Below are 19,198 nucleotides of genomic sequence, written 5' to 3' on the forward strand. Positions count from 1 at the left end.
AATTATCTGGCTCACTTCATTCGAATTAAGTGGCCAGGTCAGGCGCCAACGACGAGTACCTCACGGGCAGCTTCGATGCCGTCGGGAGTGATGCTGTCGAGGTGGTTGATTGTCATGATGCGGGCGACTTGGCTCATCAGGCGTTCGATGAGTCGAAAGTTGCCGCCGGTGATGCGGACGATCGTGACCACCGATTCGGCGTCGACAGGCCGGTGCGGGTCGTAGCTCAGGCCCAGTTCCTGCCAGTACCGGGCTAGGACTTGCGGGATGTCGGTGGAGTCCAGCGGTCGGTATTGGTGGGCGAAGCCGACGCGGGGTGTAGAGCTGCGGGTAGCGAGCCAGGCGTCGCTGGCAACCCGGGCATACCGATGAGGACGATGCCTACGTCGCCGGAGTGGCAAGTAGTCGCGGACCATCTGGAAGGCCGGCGGTCTTCAACCGGTCAGCCTCGTCGATGATCAGCAGCTCAAGACCAACAATCGGATCGCGGGACAGCCCGAGGTTGACGTCCGGACGGAGAGTTCGGGCAATGTCAGCGTTCAAGGCATGGCACCGGTTGAGCAGCTGATTTTCCAGCTCCCGCGGCGTGGTGGTGACGCCGGGGGTCAGCATCGCGGTGCGGCTGGACAGCAACGACGGAGGCAGAACGGCGCTGCGCATGAAACGGTCGGCGGCCCACCGTTCGTAGTCATCGGCCGCCGCGTAGGTGCGGGCCGACAACGTCTTGCCAATACCTGGCGCTCCGTAGCAGGCGCCGATGTATCGGTGCCGCCGCACCGCGTCAGCAAATTCGGCAAAACGTCGATGCTGCCGAGTCGGCAGGAAAGGGGTGAGCCGACGCGGCGGCCGCTCATCGGACACAGCGGCTTGTTCGGTCATCACGAAACCTTTCCGTTGGTCATTCGTCGTCGGCGGCGTAAAGCTTCAGGCGGGTTTTCCTCGTCGGTTGGTCGTCGGCCGGTGGGGCGTCGAGGCGACCGATGGTGGCGGCGCCGGTGGGGACGACTTCGCGGACGGGGTGGGTGAGGGCGTCGACGAGGCTGCGGCGGCTGGTCAGTTCGGAGTGCAGCTCGCGGCGCCGTTGGTTGCGGGCGGTCTGTAAGTCTTTCAGGCTCACGCTGGATGCGGCCAGCTCGGGGGAGACCGCGACACACAGGAACTCGTTGCGGTGAAACACCGGATTTCGGCGAGGTCGCGTGGGTCATATCGCACCGTCACCTCTTCCCCGACGTAGGCGGTGAGGGTCAACGCGAGGTAACGCAGGCCGTGGCAGTGGATCCCGTCCCGGTGCACCTTGCGGGGCGTGGCCACGGTCAGCAGCAGCAGGTTCAACTCCTCCAGCGTTTCGGGCATCCGAGGCAGCCAGCCGGCGCCGAGCCACCGTTGCAGCGGCGTCTGCTTGGTTTCGGGGTGGGTGCGGTGGTGATACCGATGGGTAAGCCACTGCCCGACCGCGGCGTCCAGGTCGGACAGGGTCATCGTCGGTGCGGTGATGGGTTGGCCGAAGTTGTGCGGCGTGATGTACCCGGGCAGGGTCGGGAGCAGCTCGGTGGTGATCGCGGGCGAAGAACCGTTCGATCTTCCCGCGTCCGCGAGGCACACCTGGTGTGCTGTGGATGAGCTGGACCTTGAGGTCGGCGCAGACCTGGGCGATGTGGTCGCTGGTGAAGTCGGCTCCATGGTCGCTGTACAGGGCGGCGGGAAGCCCGCACACCGGCCACGCCGGGTCTGCTTTGCGCCAGATCGCCTGCCGCAACGCCAACGCGGTCTGCAACGACGTCGGCTCACCCAGGAACACCGTGTACCCGGCGACGGCACGGGACTTGTCGTCCAGAATGACGGTCAACCACGGCCGCACGGGCCGGTCGGATTCATCGAGCACCATCACGTCCAGCTTGGTGTGGTCTGCCTGCCACAGGTCATTCGCCTTCGCCGACTCGCGACGCATCACCAGGTCGAAGTCGTTGCGATAGCCGGCATCTCCCTTGTGCGCCAGCAAGAGTAGGCCGCGGTCCATCCCGGCGATGATGCGGTAGACGACCGGGTGCGACGGCGCCGGCCACCCCCTGTCCTCGGCGATCCGCACCGCCTCACGATGCACCTGCGCCACTTTCGGTGGCGGCCGCCGCAACGCCATGCCCTCGATGAGGTTGACGAGTTCCACCGGTATCCGGCGCCGCCTGGCCAGGTCTGATCGGCCGGACCTGGCGGTGGTCCCGTCCACTTTGTAGGCGAGCAACCACCGAGCCGCCGTACGACGGGGGACACCAGCAGCGGCTGCAGCCCGAGCCAACGGCACACCATCGAACAGATGCGGAGCCAACACGGCCATCCGCCGATCCCGCTCAGACTCCACCCGGTCCTCCTTCGGCCCGCTAGGCCGAATAATTAGGACAGAACGGCCACATAATTAGAACAGAAGCGGCCAACTAACTCGACAAGTGACAGGCGAAGGCGTTCACGAGGCATTGGGGGTCCTTGAGCGGCCGGGTCGTACTTGATACGCAATACGCTATCATCAGATGATGGCAACGATGGGAACGACGACTACCCGGTACGTGAACCGGCTGGCAGGAAACCTCCTGCGGCGGGCGCGGGCCGAGAAGGGTCTGACGCAGCGGATGTTGGCGTCGGCGGCCGGCGTGCCGCAATCAACGGTGGCGCGGATCGAATCGGGGGCCCAGCAGCCCTCACTGCCACTGCTGGTCCGCATCCTCGCGGGGGTGGATTTGGAACCCCGCATCGCGTTGGAGCCCTACGACGCCCATGATGACGTGCTGGATGCGACCGAGGCACGACTGTCGCCGATCGAGCAGCAAGCCCGAATGCAGCACCAAGATGAGTTCCTCGAGGCGTTGAAGGCGGGTCAACAGCGGTGACCGGACCAGCCTTCAATCCCCGTGCCCTGCTCGCAGCGCTCGATCGCCACCATGTCGAGTATGTGGTGGTGGGCGGGTACGCAGCGAATGTGCATGGTGCGGTGCGGCCGACCAAGGACATCGACGTTGCGCCGGCGACGACCACGGAGAACCTGACGCGGCTGTTGGCCGCGCTGCGCGAACTGAAGGCGGGAGTGCGGGTCGACGAGATGCCTCAGGGCCTGCCGTTCGATACCAGCGCTGAAGCGTTGAAGGGGATGAACATGCTGAACCTGCGCACCAGGTTCGGGGATCTCGATCTGACGTTTTCACCAGCCGGTTTCCCCGGCGGGTATGCCGACCTCATCGGCCGGGCAGGTGAGTTCGTGGTGGACGGTTTGACGATTCGGGTGGCCGCGCTGCAGGACGTGATTTCGAGCAAAGCGGCTGCAAACCGTCTGAAGGATCAAGACGCGCTGCCGGAGCTGCTTCGCCTGGCTCGGCGCGCCGAAAGTGGTCGAGACGGCGGCGCGGCGGGGGCCTGAACTGTTTGCTTGGCGTCTCCCATTACATTCCCTGCCAAGCAACGGTGGAGTCGGAGCCGCGCGATCCGGTGCCGCCCCGGGCGTCACCAGAACCAACGTCACGTGACGGAACGATCTGACATGGCCTGCCTCAAGTACCTCCGCGGGTTTGCTTTGGGCTTTCGGAACCTGACCAACTACGTCGCCCGATCGCTGCTGCAGGCCGGTGGGTTCAGACCGGGTCTACACCGTCGATTGATGAGCCCGTTTCTGATCGCCACCGTGCTGTTGGTCAGGAGCGGATCTGTTGGCTGGGAAGGAAAGCAGCCAGGCACAGATATCGACGGGCGGTGCTGTCGTGCCGTGCTGACGCACCCATCATCTGGGCGCGTTCGTACCACTGGCGAACCTCTTCACCGAGTTGCCGTGCGTCCGCGTCGCGGATCATCAGGGTGCTGTCGGACCAGAAGAGGGCTTGTCCGTTGGGTGTGGTGTCGGGAAGTTGATCGGTGGTGGTGACAGCACCGTCGACGCGGCGGATGAGGTGACCGTGTCGGTCGCTGCGTCGCAGGGCGTCGGCGTAGGCGGCGATGAGGCCGGCCCAGATGGGGTCACCCTGGACGGTGACCCGTTGCTCCAGGGTGTCGTAGGGGGTGCTGCCGAACGGAACGAAGTAGGCGTCGTGAACGGATCTGTACACCTTGATGGTTCGGCCCGCGCGCGGTTCCTCATGGGCGATGTGCAGCAGACCGGCGGCGAGCAGGGTCCGGACCTGGTACAGCATCCGATTGATCGAGCATCCCAGTTCGGCTGCCGCGTCGCTGACGCGCCTGTCGCGGGCCAGAAACGGGCTCAGGAAGGTCTTTTTCACGGGGTCGGTCAGAAACCGTGCCTGCTGCCGGTCGGTGACGATGAACGGGCTAGGTGAATTTTGCTCTTCTATTTTCACTAGCTGAGCATCCAGCATCAAGCGATGACGTCAACCCTGCCTTGTCCGTCCCCCAAGCCCCTGGAGATCCCCGGCTTCCGTAAGTTGTGGTCAGGGGGATTGCTGTCCCTGGTCGGAACCCACATGCAATTCGTCGCACTGCCCTTCTTCGTGTTCGACATGACGGGGTCCACCTTCGCGACGGCCGTGACGGCGGCCGGGCAGGCGATCCCCGCAATGTTCCTGGGTCCACTTGCCGGGGCACTGGCCGACCTGCGCGACACCAGACGGGTGCTCATCACGGCCAACGCGCTGCTCTGCCTGGTCACCCTGGCCTTTTGTCTGTCGCCGTTGGCGCCGTGGTGGGTGATGGTGCTGATCGCCTTCCTGCAGGCGGTACTGGGCCAACTGGTCGAGCCGGCGGAGGTCGTCATGGTCGTTTCCCTCGTGCCCGCGCAACGGTTGCCGGCTGCCAACAGCATGCTGGGTGCCAACGTCAGCCTGGCTAGGTTGGTGGGTCCCACCGCCGGCGGCGCCCTCTACGCGGTTGCGGGGCTGCCGGCGGTTGCTGTCCTCAACGCCATCAGTTTCGCGGCCGCCGGGGTATTGGTGTCACAAATCCAGCGGGTCGATGCCCGGCCCGCGCAGCCGGTCCTGGTTCCCCGTCCGCGGCTGACTTCCGGCTGGACCGAGGGCTGGACTGCCATCGGCAAGCAGCCGATGCTGCGAGCACTCCTGGTCGTTTCCGCCCTGACAGGACTGGGCGAAGGTTGTGTCTCCGCGCTGATCGCGCCGTACGTCGGTGAAGTCTTCGGCGGTAGTTCGGCGCTCGGGCTGCTGATGAGCTGCCAAGCAGTCGGCGGGCTGATCGGTGCGCTCGTGATGATCAGGATGACCCGCCCTGATCTGATGCCGCGGACGTTGGGCTGGGCTGCTGTCTCCGGCGGCCTTCTACTGAGCGTGATGATCACCTATCCATTGTTCTACCCACCGCTCTATCCCGCGTTGATGTTGATCACCGCAGCCGGGTTACCTTTCGCCGCAGTCGCTGCCGCCCGACTGACTCTCCTACAGACGCTGACCGAACCCACGAGTCGTGGCCGCGTATTCGGGGTCTTCTCAGGCATCACCGGAACGGTGCAACTCAGCGGCATCCTGCTCTCCGGTTATCTGGCTGATCGAACAACTGTGTATCTCCTTCTGATCGATTCGCCGTGCTACCTACTCGCCGGTGTCGTTATGCTCCGTCGATCTGGTCGCCAGCGGTCGGGTTGATCAACCCATCCGATCGAGGCTCATTGCTGAACCCTGATCTGAACGCGAATTCTCACCGCATGCCGACCAGGGTAGGACGGCCAACATCGTCAATCTCACCGCGTTGGCCCGGCACCTCACCCACGCCTGCCAGGTCGAGCTGCGGGGCGTGGATACACCTGCAGTCAACAGCACGGTCGGCCCGGCCGGCGCCGTCACCCGGCAGCGCTATCGTGACCGGGTGTCCCATACATCGGTCCTGCTGGCCGAGCTCCGTGCCCAGAGACAACACGTCAAGAAGACACTCGAGGGTCTGAGCGATGTTCACCTGCGAACGGCGACACCGCCGAGGACGTGGGCTCCGATCGTGGCGGTGCACCACCTGGCCCTTGATGTCGAGCGCTGGTGGTTTCAGGCCGTCGTGGCCAATGACCCGACTTCGTGGTCCTACTTCGAACCACCCGAACGGTGCCTGGTCGGCCCCGGACGGCATCGACGTGTTCGCCTTGTACGACGCCGAGAGCGAGCGAAGCGACGCGATCATCACCGCCGCTGACCTTGAGGACAACGCAGCTGGTTGGCCTGACTTCCTCGGGCCGACGCGGACCGTCGGCGAGATCGTCGTCCACGTCATTGCTGAAACAGCGGCGCACGCCGGCCAACTCGACATCGTCCGCGAGCTGATCGACGGACACCAACACTTGGTGCTCGACTGAAGATGTCCAGCCCCGTCAACTCAATATCCCGGTTACCGCAGCCAGTTGCGACTGCCCGTCGGCGGTCCTTGCGCAGCAGTGACGCTCACCGACGACCGAGGACCATCGACCCACCGGTGGATGACCACTTGAGGAGGAAACTGCTGTGCTGGACCGGGACGGCCGTTCGTGCACCGCCGCAGAGGTGATACTGCTCGCACTGAGTGCGCACAGCCTGACGCCCATCGTGATGCGCCGCTCCGACGCCACCTCGATGACGGCTCTGCGGCGGCAGCTGCGACGAGCCGCGAAGGACATAAACGTCACAGCTCACATCTCCATCATCAACGATGACAGCATGAAAGTGTCGGCCCGGGATCGGTTTTCCGACACCTTGGTACGCCGCGCCATGGATATCCCCGACGGAATTTGACGGTGCTGGGCCCCCGGCTGGCGCCCGGTGGATCATCAACTGCAAGCGGTCGCATCCCCAGTTCCGGAACACTTCGCCTTCCCCGTCCGATCAGCAGGTACTCGGCCTGATCGCCCGGCGTGCGACGAGCGACGAGTGGAAGCTTTCGCTGCCGACGAGCCCGACTACCACACGTCCGGGTCGGTCGCCGTCTGCGAACGGATCGACGGCGAAGAGTCAACGACCGCTGCTAGGTATTTAGCGGTTCAAATCAATCCTGTAGCGCCGGACCGAACCGTTTTCGGTCTCACGCACGCCCTCGAGGGCACCGCCGTTGTTCTCGATGGTCTTGATCGATGCCGTGTTGTCTACTTCGCAGACCAGCGACACCTCGTTCATGCCGGCCTCGGCGGCTAGGTCGAGCATCTGACGCAATGCCCAGGTACCCACACCCCGCCCTCGAGAAGATGGGCGGATGCCGTAGCCGATGTGACCGATATCCGTGATCACCTGGTTGTCGCCCTGTCGAAGTGCGATCCCGCCGAGGACGCGATCGTCTTGGACGATCCACCGGTAGATGCAACGCCACTGCCTGGCTGGATCTGCTTGTTTGGCCAGCAACGTCAGCCGTGAGTGGAATCGGGTGTGGAGTCGACCTCATCGGACTCGTCGAGTCCGAACCCGTCTTCATGGGTTCCAGGACCCCATTCCTTGTGGGCGTCGAGAAAGGCGCGCGCAGCCGCATGGTAGGTGCAATCAACTCCGTTATGTCATGAATCTACCCAGCCAGGAGCAGTTTCGCCTACTATTTGGGCGGCATTCCCCTGACACCATTGAACTTGGATTCATCGATCGACCCGGGTCCGGTGGTGATTTTTCGCGGGGCCAAGCTGAAATTGATTTCGTGGGGCATGGTTGATCGACGATGGGCCCATCTTCGGTTTGCGTGTTTATTCGTGGTGTTGCCGATGGGTGGTTGTACGGGTGCGTCGGCGATCCCATTTTGGTGGTCGGCCGCAAACGCTGGTGAATGGCAGATCCCATCCTTGCTGTCAGGGCCAGTTGGTTGGCATGTGCGCGGTGACGGTATTCGCGGTGCAGGAAACCCGTGTCGGGACGCTGATCAGGGTGGACCGCGGCAATGACGATCTTGGTATCACCCGGGGCAGCGGTGCGGTTCCACAATCAGCGAATGTGCCTGCTGCGCTGACGAAGTCGGCGCACCCCGGCGCGATCACCGCGATGCAGCAGATCTATAACGCGGAAGACATCGACCATGCCCGGGGCGCGGCCAAGGCGTTCGCCAGAGATTACGGCACCAAGTTCCCCAAGGCAGTGGCCAAGATCGTCGACGAGCTGGACGTGCTGCTCGAGTTCTACAACTACCCGGCCGAGCACTGGGTGCACCTGCGGACGACGAACCCGATCGAGTCGACCTTTGCGACCGTCAGGCAACGCACCAAGGTCACCAAAGGACCTGAGTCCCGTATCGCCGGCTTGGCGATGGCGTTCAAGCTCAACGAGGCCGCCGAACTCCGGTGGCGCACGGTGAACGTACCGCAGCTGGTCGCCCTCGTCCGCGCCGGCGCAACCTTCCACCACGGGAAACTCGTCGAGCGATCAGATGGTGAATCTAACGTCTCGGCGGTGCCTAAAGATCTTGATTCACAGGTCTTGACAACATCTCCCGCGCAGATCCTGGGTGTCGCTGATCATCAGCGTTGTTGGATCCGTCGCCCTGCCAAAGGTCATTCTCAACAGTGCGGTGCCCCTGAGGTGAGTCCTATTGTCGTGATGGGCATACGGCCTGACGTCATGCAGAAGGGTCACCGATCAACGCGCCCAGGTTCGCCAGCGCCTCAGTCCTGGCCTTGTAGAACACCCACACTCCACGTTTCTCCCGCTCGAGCAGACCTGCCTCGCGTAGCACTTTGAGGTGATGGGAGATGGTGGGCTGCGAAAGGTCGAACTCGGGACTGAGGTCGCAGATGCACACCTCCTGGCCCTTGCGCGAGGCCACCAGCGACATCAGACGCAACCGCACAGGGTCGGCGAGAGCTTTGAGCAGCGGTGCGATCCGTTCGGCGGACTGTGCACTGATCGGCTCACGCGACAACGGTGCACAACACGCGACCGCATCGACCGGCGACAGGAGCATCAAAGACTTCGACATAGATAGATATTGACAGATGTCGATGTCTAGTGCAACCTGGGTGTCACCAAGGACATAGACATCCGTCGAAGTCCTGATCGAAGGAGACATCATGAGCCGAGTGCAGCTGGCGCTCAACGTCGAGAACCTCGACGAGTCCATCGCTTTCTACTCGAAGCTGTTCAACACTTCGCCCGCGAAGATCAAACCGGGCTATGCCAACTTCGCGGTGGCTGAGCCGCCGTTGAAGTTGATCCTGATGCAGAACCCCGGCCAGGGCGGTTCCATCAACCACCTGGGCGTCGAGGTCGCCGATGTGGACACGGTCGATGCCGAGCAGACCCGGCTCGCCGGAGAGGGTTTCGCTTCGATCGACGAACGCGGGACGACTTGTTGCTACGCCAAGCAGGACAAGTTCTGGGTGCAGGGCGCGCCAAACGGGGAGCAGTGGGAGGTCTACACGGTCTTGGCGGACTCGGCCGCGTTCTCCGCGGAGCAGGCCGAGGGCAGGTCGTGCTGCGGAAGCCAGCAGAGCACCGAGTCGGCCAGCGCCTGCTGCTAGTAGTACTTTGTTAGATTGGCGTGTCTCCGTTGTGCAGCAACGGGTTTCGGGGAGAATGGAGGTATGGATGCGGTTGGTTTTGATGCAGTCGGTGAGAAGCTCGATGCGTTTGCCGCGCAGGTGTTCTCCTCGTTTCGGCGAGCTGATCAGCGGGTCACCGGCGGGTTGTATCTGCGGGGTTTGATGTTGGACGGCCGGCGTAAGTCGATGCAGCCGATGGCGGAGCGGCTCGAAGAGAACCCTCAAAGTCGTCACCATCGCCGCAGGAATTCTGTTTCCCCATGCCGCCCAGGCGATCCAGGTGAGCAGAAAAATCCGGTCGATCCAGTCCAGGAAGTGGCGCACCGAGACGGTCTACGCGGTCACCGACCTGCACCCGACCCAGGCGTCCGCCGCGCAGCTGGGCACCTGGCTCCGCGGACACTGGTCGATTGAAAACCGTTTGCATTGGGTCCGGGACGTCACCTTCGGTGAAGACCTGTCCCAGGCCCGCACCGGCAACGGACCCCAGGTCATGGCCACCCTACAAAACCTGGCCATCGGACTCCTGCGGACGGCCGGAGCCCACAACATCGCCGAAGCAGTACGACATCACGCCCGAGACCACCACCGACCCCTCACACTACTGCTGACCAGCTAGAACAGTCCAACATGACCCATCCCCGACTTTGCCGGGGCCCTGGGTTCAGCCCGGCCACGCGTAGGTGCAGCCAGTGGTCGTTTTTGCCGGTGCCGCGGTAGCGGACCTTCCGGTTGCCGCGGACCAGCCAGGCGATGGACCGTTCGACCATCGGCCGGTGCCGCCGGTAAACCGTTTGGAACTCGGGTGTTTCGGCCTGCCGACGGGCCGCGCGGACCAGCTTCTCCTGCGGGTGCAGGTCCAGGGTCCGCCCGGATTTGCTGCTGGTGCACTGGGCTCGCAGCGGGCAACCTTTGCAGACGCGGCCAAAGATCACTTTTCGATTTGCGGTCACCCGGCGGGTCACCCGGTTGGGGCAGGTCACCGCAATTTCGTCGGCGTTGATGGTGAAATCGTCCAGGGTGAAACCGCCCGGCACCGCCGGGCGCAACGGGATCGGTTTGATGACCGCCTCATGCCCGGCGGCGGCCAGGTCGGCGCGGGCCTGGCCGGATCCGTCACGATGATGTCCTTGCAGCTGGCGGGTGCTTGGGCATATCGCGGCACCGGCGGTCGTCCCCGGCCACTGTAGATCGCGGTGGCTGGCACCGCGGCGGCGGTGTAGGCGCTGGTGGAGCCCTTCACGGCCACGACGTAGCCGATGTCCCGCTCTTCCAGGGCGAGGCGGAACGCGGTGGTGTCACCGTAGCCGGCGTCGGCCGCGACGGCCGGCGGCCGGTATCCCCAATCGGCGAGTTCGTCGAGCATCTGGATCGCCATCTGCCACTTCGGGCGGTGGTGCTCGCCGGTGGGGATCTTGCACGCCTGTCGCCGCGCCGCCACCGCGGCGGCGGCCTCGGAGCTGTCGGCGGCCTCATCGTCCCAGCTCCTGGGCATGAACAACCGCCAGTCCAACGGGACCGACGCCTTGTCGGTGACCGCGTGGACGCTCACCGCGACCTGGCAGTTGCCGATCTTGCCCATCGTCCCGGAGTACTGCCGGGCCACACACGCCGACGCCGTCCCTTCTTTGGCCTGGCCGGTGTCGTCGATCACCCAGGCGCTCGGCTCGATCACCCCGATCGCCAGGCGCACCAACGCTTTCCGCACCGGCAGCACATCCCAGGGGGAGGAGGTGATGAACTGCTGCAACCGCTGGTGATCCACCCCGAGCCGCTCCGCCATCGGCTGCATCGACTTACGCCGGCCGTCCAACATCAAACCCCGCAGATACAACCCGCCGGTGACCCGCTGATCAGCTCGCCGAAACGAGGAGAACACCCGCGCGGCAAACGCATCGAGCTTCTCACCGACTGCATCAAAACCACCCGCATCCATACCTCCATTCTCCCCGAAACCCGTTGCTGCACAACGGAGACACGCCGATCTAACAAAGTACTACTAGAGGATGACCTGAAAGCTACCGACTTGGACAAGACTCTCGCCGTGGACATCGCAAAGCTCGTTGACGCGATCCAGACCGAGCTCCAGCTCGAAGAAGGGTCAGACACCGAGTAAGTCCCGAGGAGCAATTGTCGTAATTCTGACCGGGAATGCGCAAATTTGAACGGCAGCATTCGGATTCTATTTCGGCTTGACCAACGCTGTCGATCTACCAGCCGCCCAAGGACCCTTTGGCCATCCACTCCCCGTTGCTCGGCTGGTAGTCCGGGCCTTCTTCCTTCACCTTGCCGCAGTCGCGGCATTCAAAGTGGTGGATTCGTCGGTCTTCCGGGTTCTTGTCGTCGATGAACAGGTAGTGGTGGTGTCCGATCCGGCAGGTCAGATGCTTGCCGGGTTCGGGTGAGATGGACATGTCTTCCTCCTTCAGGGCGTGGCGCAGGGCGAAGGTGCCGGCGAGAAGGCCGCCGGCTTGTAGGATCTGCCTTCGCATCGGGAGGCAGCACAATTCGGCGTTGAACTCGTTGCGGTACCGGTCGCGGCAACTCCGCGGCAAGGCGAGCACGCTGATCGATACCAGCGCCGATGCCGGGGCGGTGGGGGTGGCCAGGTAGCCGGGCGGTAGTTGCTTCACGTCGGCTCACCCAGCGGCGTTCGACCTACCGGGCGGTACCGGGCGGCGATCCGAGTCCGCTCGTCGTGGGCTTCTGCCAGCGCTATCCGGGCCGAGGCCAACCCGTCGGTTGTCAGATGGTAGTAGCGGCGGCGGGGGCGCCCTTCCTTCTGCGGATCAATTTTCTCCCAGTCGGATTCGACCCATTTTAGATTTTCCAGCCGAGCCAGGATGGGATGCATAGTGCCGCTGGGTAGCCCAGTGGCAGCGCAGATCTCCAGCCCGTAGCGGTCGCGCTTCGGGTCGTCCAGCAGGGCGCGCAACACGGCTTGCGTGGAGAGCGTCATACGGGGCCTGGATCCAGATGTCATGGCATTACTCTACCTAGGGCCTAAGTAGAGCACAACCCCTCGAGGAGTTGGCTCTGCCGGGTCGGTTGTGCGCGCCATCCAGTTGAATGACCGAGCCCAACATCGTCGGGCACCCATTGTGTATCGATGAGCAAGGCCCGATGACTCATGCCAAGACACCCGCTCGGAGGTAGACGTTGACGTCGCCTGACAGTTGGCCCTGGGTAACGCATCACTCGGACGTACGGCCTCCGGCTGGCCCTAGGTGGGCTCGCCGAGCCCAAAAGCCGCCTGCGGTCAACGGCCGGCGATGGTCAGCTGTAAGGGCCCACCATTGGTGCCGGTTACGGTCACCGCGATTCCGTTGCCACGGACGATCAGAACCCCCCCGCCGGCTGCAACGAATGTGCCCCTGTTGATCGTCACGGTCCCGCCGTCCGGAATCAACACTGCCGTCCAGTCGTTGGCAGCGACCCCTTCGTGCACCCCGAACGTCAATAGACGGAGCGTCGCCACCGTGCCCGGGGCGCAACCTTGACCGCCGATCGTGTCCACCCCGGGGTTCCCGTCCGCAACTACGCAGATCTGGTCGTCCGAGGTGTGTACCACGTAGATCTGCCGCTGGTCGCCGTTCACCGCCAGTCGGACAGTGGGGGCCTCGCCGCTGGTGCTGGGGCTGGGCTCGTTCCACAGCGGAGCGGGAATGTGGTCAGTCGTGCGCTCCGGACGCGAGAAGATCGCGAAGGCGAAACTGGAATCCGGGCGGCCACTACCGCCGACGACCTCTTGAGTGCAGCCCACGGCCACCAAAACAATGATGAGTAGGCCGACCGTCGCCAGAGCCCGAAGCCTCCGCTCGCTGCTGCGGGGCGAACCATGGCGCTGCCACGCGGCTTCCACCCAGAGCGACCGATGTGGCCGCCAAGGCATGTCTTCGGATGACCTGCGTGGAGTGGCCACCGCGCCCGGACCAGTAAGTTCACCCGGTTGCCTTCGGCCGTTCAGTTCAAATTGTTTCGGCGCGGCTCTTCTCGCCAAACCCACGGGCCCCCGATCTGCACGGGTGGTCGTCAGGGAGCGGACCTCCGCTTGCGGCCTCATTGTCATCCGAGGACTGCGTCGCGCCATAGGATGTACTCTACCTAGCCCCTAAGTAGAGTCAAGTGAGCCGTGCTTATTGGCTCGATCGGAGACCACCGGGTGAGACGCCCGCCAGAGATGTTTACAGTCTGGACTTTTCGGCCGAGACAGGCATGCCCAGCGGGACCATGCACCCGATCCTCCTCGGCTAGAGCGGCTGGGCTGGGTCGACGGCTTCTGGCAGGACATCGACGTCCACATAGAAGGCAGACCCCGACGGCGGATCAGAACCACCTGGCGGTTCCAAGAGAAAGTCGTGAAGCGGTCGATGCTCCGCGAGCTAGAAGATGCTGTGAAAGCTACCGACCTGGACAAGACTCTCGCCATGGACATCGCCAAGCTCATGGACGCGATCCAGATCGAGCTACATCTCGAAGAAGGGCTCGACACCGAGAAAGTCCCAGCAAGCAGCGATTGTCGTATTGATTTCACACTGTCATCAACCGGGCCCACCAGCCGATCGTGTTCCGGTCACCGATCGTCTTCCGGTCACCGTTCTACCGGCTTTCGCCGTGACGGGTCCGTCGGGTTTGCTGCGCCTCAGATGACATCGTCGGTTGCGCGGGTGGGAAGCGGGAGTTCGCTCCTGCTGTGACGGCGCGGGTTGCGATGAACATGAGGAGCGGCGTGACGACGAGGAGGGTCAAGTTCAAGCTTTCGAGATGACCTCGCGGGCCGGACTGACCAGTGACGTTGTTGCCCAAGTCGCCGGCCAGCCCGTAGGCCAGGTATTTCGCGGTCACCATGAATGCCGCCAAACCGGCGCCGAGCGGCAACACCGCTCGCCCCTCAGCGCTTCTGAGCGCCGCACCTCCGGCGACCAGCGCGAGCAGCGCGGTCACCAGCCACAGCCACGAGAGGTACCCGGTCGGTCCGGTTGACAGCCGCAGGTGATCGACGGATGAGACGGCCAGGGCCGCACCGGCTGCGGTTACTCCGATTGCGGCGGCACGCCAACGCCTCACCTGGGATCTGCCGTGGACGACCCAGGCCGGTGAGGCCAACGCGATTGCTGCGATCACCTGCACGCCGAGCCAGCCCAACGCGTTGGCCACCGTCTGAAAGTTGTTGACCGAGTACTCGACGACCTGAGCGGCCAGGTACGCGGCCACGCCGAGCACCGCCGGCCACCGCGCCCACGACGGACGCCCGAACAGGCACAGCACGGCGGTCACACACCACAGCAGCCACGCCGGGATGTCCGCTCCGAACGGCAACTCGTCCATCCCGAATCCGCCGACCTGTGCGTCGACATACAGGGCGGTGGCCGCGGGAACAGCAGCAGCATGGGCAGCACCACGGCGAGCAGTCCCATCGCGTTCCGCGCCGCCGCGGGCGCAGGCGAGAGCGCCCGCGAGGCCCAGGTGCGGACACTGAACCGCAGCAGTGCAACCGATTCCGCTGGCGATGGGCGACGCTGCCCCGGATCGGCGCGTTCCATCAACACGTCGAGCAGCTCCCGGCCCCGGGACCGCCGGTAGCTCGGCGGGAACAGCCACAACAACCGGCGGTAGGACTGCTCCAACCGCGCGTGTGGATCGGCGGTGCTCATGCCAGCAGTCCCTTTCCCGTGGCCAGCCGCGACAGGGCCAACTCAGCCTGCCGCGCGGATCGCTGTGCTTACTGGGCTAGCCGGGATGCCCCCGCACTGGAGAGCCGGTAGTACCGCCGGAGCCGGGAATCCACCACCTCTTCATGGTCGAACTCGATCAAGCCCTCCCCAGCTAACCGGTCCAACGCCCCGTACAGCGTTCCCACCCGCAGCACCACCGACCCATCGGATTGGGCCAGCAGATCCTTGGTGATCCCATACCCGTGCCGTGGCTCACTGGCCAGAGCACTCAGGATCAGAATCGACGCCTCACGTCCCCTAACCTCAGCCATCTACCCACCATATATCGAGTAGCGGAGTATGGCGAGAAGGTGAAGTTGCCGCCCGACGATCGGCTACCGGAGCGCGGCGGTCTGTAGCAGCATCGAGCACTGGATGGTAGTTGGCGGAGTGGGCGCACAATAGCGCACATGACGATGGTGGCCGTGATCGTTGTCCTTGCCGATGGTCAGTTGCCGGGCCGGCCGACGGGTTGGGAGCGGGTCGGCATTGCGGCGATCGGCTTAGTGTGGATGTTCGTTGCGACCCGGATGCTGACCACCGGAATGAGACGGCCGCAGACCTCGAAGTACCTGGACACCTTGGGGAACTGGCGGGCACCTGGCAGATCCCCAAAGATGCCCTGAGGGCTCATCGCCGCCGGCGTCCTTGCTGCGCCGGCGGGGCTCGCGCTGATTTTTTACGCCCTGTTCTTTGCCTGATGTAGCCATCAGCTGTCTAAGCGGGTCGTCATTCGGAACGCATCTCGACATGGTCCAAGGCCGCGAACAAACGAGGCAGTGCTCCATATCGGAATCCCGAAACGACATGGCCGCGAGCGACCCATGGAGGAGGCGTTGCCCTGGAGTAGACGCTCTCAATGGCTAAACGGGCCGTGGGTGCCTCCGCTGTCGATGGCCTCTGGCCGGGTCCACTACGCGTTACATGGAGGTCTCGAGAGCTACGTCGAGGACAGGTTTCTGAGGACCCATGGGAACTATCGTACGAGAGATTCAGGTTCACCGAAGACGGGAGGGGGTGGTGATGTGACGACGGTACCGGTCGACCCCGACAGTGCTGCCGCACCTTCGGGACCGGCCGCTGCGCCGACGCCGGAACCGGCTGCTGCCCCCGCTGCCGTACCGGTCGCGGACACCTTCGGGTGGGTCACCTCCGCTGTCCCGGCAGCGTTGTCGCCGTCCGAGCTGCCGGATCTGATCGTCGCGGCGAACCGGCTGATCTCCCACCTGCAGGCCGTGCAGATCGCCGCGGTCGCGGAGTTCGCCACACCCGGACGGTGCGGATCCATGACGAAGCTGATCGACGGGTTGATCGACCACACCGGGTTGGCGAACCGCCCCGGCGGGCTGGTCGACCCGGAAGCGATGAGCGTGCTGATCGCCGAACGGGCCAAAGACATGGCCGCCGCGGAGATCAGCGCCGCCCTGCACCAATCGCCGCTGGGCGCATCCCGGCGGGTGTCCGCCGCGGTGGAGTTGGTGCAGGAGTTGCCGGCGACCCTCGCGGCGTTGAAGGCCGGCCGGATCGACCTACCCCGGGCCCGGATGATCGCCGAACGCACCGCCAACCTCGACCCCACCCTGCGGACCGCCGTGGAAGCGAAGATGCTGCCGCTGGCCGAAACCCGCACCCCGGGGCTGCTACGGCCGATGATCGACCTCCGCGTCATCCAGGCCGACCCCACCGCGTCGAAGAAACGGGCCGACCAAGCCCGCAAGGACCGGTTCGTCGACCACACCCCCAGCGTCGACGGCATGGGGATGATCCGGGCGCACCTGACCGCCGAAGTCGCCGTCGCCGTCTTCGACCTTTTGGACCGGATCGCCAAAGCCACCGTCGGCATGGACGAACGGGGCATCGCCGCCTGCCGCGCCGACGCCCTGGTCGACATGTGCCTGCAGATCCTGGCCAACGGGTTCGTCGACCTCCGCGACACCTGCACCCCGGAGGATTCCACCGAATCGGGCGACCGGGCCGCATCAGCCGAAACAGCCGTCACCACAGACGTGCTCGACGACAATGTTGATTCCGCCGAGGCCTCCACGGCTGACGAGGACGATGCGCTCGGAGTGTCGGTCGACGGTGCGGCCGCTGACTTCGCCGAGAAGAACCCCGCCAGTAAGAGCGATGAGGCAACGGCGTCCACCGGGATGGCAATGCCCGCCGCGACTCAGCCTGCGACGCCCCAGCCCGCCGGATCCGTCGAGGTTGCGGTGCCCGCCGCGACTCAGCCAGCACCGTCCCCGGCGGCCGAGCCAGCCGTTCCTGTTCCTGTTGCGCCGCAGCCGATCACCACGCAGCCGATCACCGCGCGACCGGGCCGGAAACTGTCGAAGATCACCAAGCACCACGGCCGCGGCGCCCACTTCAACCTGACCATGAGCCTGGCCGCGTTCACCGAGTTCAACCAGGACCCCGCCGAACTCACCGGACACGGATTCCTCCCCGCCCACCTCGCGCTCGCCATGAAAACGTCCATCCGATCGTTGGCGGTCATCGTCGTCAACGAACACGGCCATGCGATGGCCGTCGGGTCCACCGCCTACATCCCCACCCAGACAGTCACCGACCAGGTACTCACCGCCGCCGGGACCTGCCGCTTCCCGTCCTGCCGCATCCCCGGACCACTGTGCGACCTGGACCACCGGGAACCCTTCGACCACCAACACCCAGAACAAGGCGGGCAGACCGACGCGAAAAGTCTCGACCCACTCTCCAGACACCACCACTTCCTGAAAACGTTCACCGACTGGACCGCCACCCGCAGCCCCGACGACGGCCTGACCATGCTGTGGACCAGCCCCACCGGCCACCACTACGTCGACCACCCCAAAGAATTCGCCATCCCCGACCACGAACGACCAGATCCCGCCGACGAAAACAGCCCGCAGGAAACGACTGTCGGCAGCGACCCCGACACCGACGACCACGACTGCTGCCCCTGCGTGCACCTGTCCCCGGTCATCCTCGACGGCGGCAGCACCGCACAGAGTCACGCCGAACAAACCAAAATCCTCATCGCACGCCGCCACGCCACCGAAACCGAGAACACCCGCCTGCTGAAGGCGCAACGGATCAAACTCGACCACCGCACCACCTTCATCCACCGCCTCGGCACGGACACAGACCCCCGGCCCGCCGACGAAGACGACGAAGACGACCAGGAGACGCAGGAACAGTTCAACGCCCGCATCGAAGAAAACATCGCCGCCGCCGGCTCCTACGAACGGTTCCGCACCCAGAACAACAACACCCTCAGACGCTTCGACCCCATCGCCTACGGCCTACAACTGGCAGCCGACAAAGCCCGCCAATACCCCGACCCCGACGAACCACCGTTCTGACGGCGCCGCTGCGATCGGCCGCGCCGACTGACGTTGATCCCGGTCCCTGCGTCGACGGCGTTACCAGCTGTCAGTGTCGTGGGCCAACGTATCCATCACCGATCGTGCTCGGTACGGGCATGGCGAACTTACCAGCGATCCAAATTTCTTCTTGCCCCCCACGAACAGCACCTGGCTGATTTTTTCCCCCAAGCTAGCCGAGTTCTGCGACCTTCCACCTGGGTCAATCTTCCTTGTTGGCCCAAGTTGTGTCGATGTCTGGGAGGACCGCTGTCTCGTGGACATCTGATCGGCAGACCACTCGTCCGAGAACTACCAAGGGGAACGTATGTTCGATAGAGTCTGGAACATGACAGAAGACCGGTACCTGAACGAGGTCGACCCCACGGTGATTCCCAACAAACCGCAGGGCCGGGTGCCGGCAATCGCACGTCTCGTCCTGGACGATGCCGGAAGTTACGAGATGTGGCCGTGTACGGCGCTGCGGTGGACGGAAGAGGCTGTCATGGTAACGATCCAGTTCACACCGGGCGAAGCCGCCAGCGCCCGTCCACTGTGGCTCGGGCTCGATGATGTCGCCCGGGTGCTCCGTCAGGCCGTCGAGAAGTAGCCACGGACGCGATGAGGCACGTGCGCGACAAGGCACAGTCGCGACAAGGCACGTGCGCGACAAGGCACAGTCGCGACAAGGCACGTGCGCGACAAGGCACGGTCGCGACAAGGCACGGTCGCGA

The 19,198-nt window shown here is 64.4% G+C and carries 23 protein-coding genes and 6 pseudogenes; 13 read left to right on the forward strand and 16 right to left on the reverse strand.

The annotated features are described in order from the left end of the window. Positions 1 to 38: 38 nt before the first annotated feature. From ABIB25_RS25440 to ABIB25_RS25460, 5 genes and pseudogenes are all read right to left on the reverse strand, one after another. Positions 39 to 191 carry a hypothetical protein gene (locus tag ABIB25_RS25440; RefSeq protein WP_354531329.1) on the reverse strand — a complete coding sequence of 51 codons (153 nt, stop codon included), beginning with the start codon at positions 189 to 191 and terminating at the stop codon, positions 39 to 41. Positions 192 to 381: 190 nt separating this feature from the next. Next, the gene (locus tag ABIB25_RS25445; protein WP_354531330.1) at positions 382 to 879 is read right to left on the reverse strand and encodes an AAA family ATPase; all 498 of its coding nucleotides are present in this window, start codon (positions 877 to 879) and stop codon (positions 382 to 384) included. A gap of 19 nt (positions 880 to 898) precedes the next feature. Further along, complete coding sequence (locus tag ABIB25_RS25450; RefSeq protein ID WP_354531331.1) at positions 899 to 1,117, reverse strand: hypothetical protein; 219 nt, start codon at positions 1,115 to 1,117, stop codon at positions 899 to 901. After that, on the reverse strand, positions 1,114 to 1,602 hold the full coding sequence (locus ABIB25_RS25455) for a Mu transposase C-terminal domain-containing protein (RefSeq protein WP_354531332.1): 489 nt from the start codon (positions 1,600 to 1,602) through the stop codon (positions 1,114 to 1,116). Before ABIB25_RS25455 ends, ABIB25_RS25450 begins: the two co-directional genes overlap by 4 nt. A gap of 13 nt (positions 1,603 to 1,615) precedes the next feature. Next, a pseudogene (locus ABIB25_RS25460) lies at positions 1,616 to 2,332 on the reverse strand (TnsB C-terminal domain-containing protein); the annotation flags it as partial. 202 nt (positions 2,333 to 2,534) lie between these two features. Here ABIB25_RS25460 and ABIB25_RS25465 point away from each other — a divergent pair. Further along, entirely contained in the window at positions 2,535 to 2,879 is a 345-nt protein-coding gene (locus ABIB25_RS25465; RefSeq protein ID WP_354531333.1) for a helix-turn-helix transcriptional regulator, read from the forward strand. Further along, complete coding sequence (locus tag ABIB25_RS25470) at positions 2,876 to 3,403, forward strand: hypothetical protein (protein WP_354531334.1); 528 nt, start codon at positions 2,876 to 2,878, stop codon at positions 3,401 to 3,403. The genes ABIB25_RS25465 and ABIB25_RS25470 overlap by 4 nt, the downstream gene beginning before the upstream one ends. Positions 3,404 to 3,674: 271 nt before the next feature. Here the strand turns inward: ABIB25_RS25470 and ABIB25_RS25475 are convergent, their stop codons facing one another. Then, positions 3,675 to 4,253 carry a hypothetical protein gene (locus tag ABIB25_RS25475; protein WP_354531379.1) on the reverse strand — a complete coding sequence of 193 codons (579 nt, stop codon included), beginning with the start codon at positions 4,251 to 4,253 and terminating at the stop codon, positions 3,675 to 3,677. A 102-nt stretch (positions 4,254 to 4,355) separates the two neighbouring features. On the opposite strand from ABIB25_RS25475, the gene ABIB25_RS25480 reads away from it, so the two are divergent. The 4 genes and pseudogenes from ABIB25_RS25480 (at position 4,356) to ABIB25_RS25495 (ending at position 6,692) form a co-directional block, all read left to right on the forward strand. Next, positions 4,356 to 5,585, forward strand: a complete 1,230-nt coding sequence (locus ABIB25_RS25480; protein WP_354531335.1) for an MFS transporter — start codon at positions 4,356 to 4,358, stop codon at positions 5,583 to 5,585. Positions 5,586 to 5,805: 220 nt separating this feature from the next. Next, positions 5,806 to 5,946: pseudogene (locus ABIB25_RS25485) on the forward strand (DinB family protein); the annotation flags it as partial. A 46-nt stretch (positions 5,947 to 5,992) separates the two neighbouring features. Continuing rightward, complete coding sequence (locus ABIB25_RS25490) at positions 5,993 to 6,280, forward strand: mycothiol transferase (protein WP_354531336.1); 288 nt, start codon at positions 5,993 to 5,995, stop codon at positions 6,278 to 6,280. 145 nt (positions 6,281 to 6,425) lie between these two features. Next, positions 6,426 to 6,692, forward strand: coding sequence for a hypothetical protein (locus ABIB25_RS25495; RefSeq protein WP_354531337.1), 267 nt, complete (start codon positions 6,426 to 6,428; stop codon positions 6,690 to 6,692). Between the two features lie 237 nt (positions 6,693 to 6,929). On the opposite strand, the gene ABIB25_RS25500 is transcribed toward ABIB25_RS25495, so the two are convergent. After that, entirely contained in the window at positions 6,930 to 7,292 is a 363-nt protein-coding gene (locus ABIB25_RS25500; RefSeq protein WP_354531338.1) for a GNAT family N-acetyltransferase, read from the reverse strand. Between the two features lie 561 nt (positions 7,293 to 7,853). On the opposite strand from ABIB25_RS25500, the pseudogene ABIB25_RS25505 reads away from it, so the two are divergent. Continuing rightward, positions 7,854 to 8,291: pseudogene (locus ABIB25_RS25505) on the forward strand (transposase); the annotation flags it as partial. A gap of 193 nt (positions 8,292 to 8,484) precedes the next feature. Here ABIB25_RS25505 and ABIB25_RS25510 read toward each other — a convergent pair. Next, entirely contained in the window at positions 8,485 to 8,844 is a 360-nt protein-coding gene (locus tag ABIB25_RS25510) for a metalloregulator ArsR/SmtB family transcription factor (RefSeq protein WP_354531375.1), read from the reverse strand. 91 nt (positions 8,845 to 8,935) lie between these two features. On the opposite strand from ABIB25_RS25510, the gene ABIB25_RS25515 reads away from it, so the two are divergent. The 3 genes and pseudogenes from ABIB25_RS25515 to ABIB25_RS25525 all read left to right on the forward strand — a co-directional run bounded on the left by ABIB25_RS25515 (position 8,936) and on the right by ABIB25_RS25525 (position 10,025). Beyond that, on the forward strand, positions 8,936 to 9,385 hold the full coding sequence (locus tag ABIB25_RS25515; protein ID WP_354531339.1) for an ArsI/CadI family heavy metal resistance metalloenzyme: 450 nt from the start codon (positions 8,936 to 8,938) through the stop codon (positions 9,383 to 9,385). A 63-nt stretch (positions 9,386 to 9,448) separates the two neighbouring features. Continuing rightward, positions 9,449 to 9,622: pseudogene (locus tag ABIB25_RS25520) on the forward strand (transposase); the annotation flags it as partial. A gap of 64 nt (positions 9,623 to 9,686) precedes the next feature. Then, positions 9,687 to 10,025 (forward strand): transposase, encoded by a 339-nt coding sequence (locus ABIB25_RS25525; RefSeq protein WP_502919902.1) that lies wholly within the window; start codon positions 9,687 to 9,689, stop codon positions 10,023 to 10,025. Here the strand turns inward: ABIB25_RS25525 and ABIB25_RS25530 are convergent. From ABIB25_RS25530 to ABIB25_RS25565, 8 genes and pseudogenes are all read right to left on the reverse strand, one after another. Continuing rightward, a pseudogene (locus ABIB25_RS25530) lies at positions 10,003 to 10,521 on the reverse strand (transposase); the annotation flags it as partial. The gene ABIB25_RS25525 and the pseudogene ABIB25_RS25530 overlap by 23 nt on opposite strands. Positions 10,522 to 10,523: 2 nt before the next feature. Next, a pseudogene (locus ABIB25_RS25535) lies at positions 10,524 to 11,342 on the reverse strand (IS701 family transposase); the annotation flags it as partial. Between the two features lie 274 nt (positions 11,343 to 11,616). Next, positions 11,617 to 12,039: a hypothetical protein gene (locus tag ABIB25_RS25540; RefSeq protein WP_354531340.1), complete on the reverse strand. Its 423-nt coding sequence runs from the start codon at positions 12,037 to 12,039 to the stop codon at positions 11,617 to 11,619. Continuing rightward, complete coding sequence (locus ABIB25_RS25545; RefSeq protein ID WP_354531341.1) at positions 12,036 to 12,365, reverse strand: PadR family transcriptional regulator; 330 nt, start codon at positions 12,363 to 12,365, stop codon at positions 12,036 to 12,038. The genes ABIB25_RS25540 and ABIB25_RS25545 overlap by 4 nt, the downstream gene beginning before the upstream one ends. 300 nt (positions 12,366 to 12,665) lie before the next feature. Further along, entirely contained in the window at positions 12,666 to 13,175 is a 510-nt protein-coding gene (locus tag ABIB25_RS25550; protein WP_354531342.1) for a hypothetical protein, read from the reverse strand. Positions 13,176 to 14,005: 830 nt separating this feature from the next. Further along, positions 14,006 to 14,734: a hypothetical protein gene (locus tag ABIB25_RS25555; RefSeq protein WP_354531343.1), complete on the reverse strand. Its 729-nt coding sequence runs from the start codon at positions 14,732 to 14,734 to the stop codon at positions 14,006 to 14,008. Then, positions 14,680 to 15,060 (reverse strand): hypothetical protein, encoded by a 381-nt coding sequence (locus tag ABIB25_RS25560; RefSeq protein WP_354531344.1) that lies wholly within the window; start codon positions 15,058 to 15,060, stop codon positions 14,680 to 14,682. Before ABIB25_RS25560 ends, ABIB25_RS25555 begins: the two co-directional genes overlap by 55 nt. Before the next feature lie 68 nt (positions 15,061 to 15,128). After that, a complete protein-coding gene (locus tag ABIB25_RS25565; RefSeq protein WP_354531345.1) occupies positions 15,129 to 15,392 on the reverse strand; it encodes a PadR family transcriptional regulator in 264 nt (87 codons plus the stop codon). 138 nt (positions 15,393 to 15,530) lie between these two features. Between ABIB25_RS25565 and ABIB25_RS25570 the strand changes: the two genes are divergently transcribed. From ABIB25_RS25570 to ABIB25_RS25580, 3 genes are all read left to right on the forward strand, one after another. Then, positions 15,531 to 15,746 (forward strand): hypothetical protein, encoded by a 216-nt coding sequence (locus ABIB25_RS25570; protein ID WP_354531346.1) that lies wholly within the window; start codon positions 15,531 to 15,533, stop codon positions 15,744 to 15,746. 399 nt (positions 15,747 to 16,145) lie between these two features. Further along, entirely contained in the window at positions 16,146 to 18,464 is a 2,319-nt protein-coding gene (locus tag ABIB25_RS25575; RefSeq protein WP_354531347.1) for a DUF222 domain-containing protein, read from the forward strand. A 349-nt stretch (positions 18,465 to 18,813) separates the two neighbouring features. Further along, the gene (locus tag ABIB25_RS25580; RefSeq protein ID WP_354531348.1) at positions 18,814 to 19,074 is read left to right on the forward strand and encodes a hypothetical protein; all 261 of its coding nucleotides are present in this window, start codon (positions 18,814 to 18,816) and stop codon (positions 19,072 to 19,074) included. Positions 19,075 to 19,198 lie beyond the last annotated feature (124 nt).

It is taken from the genome of Nakamurella sp. UYEF19 (assembly GCF_040546275.1).
Lineage (GTDB): Bacteria > Actinomycetota > Actinomycetes > Mycobacteriales > Nakamurellaceae > Nakamurella.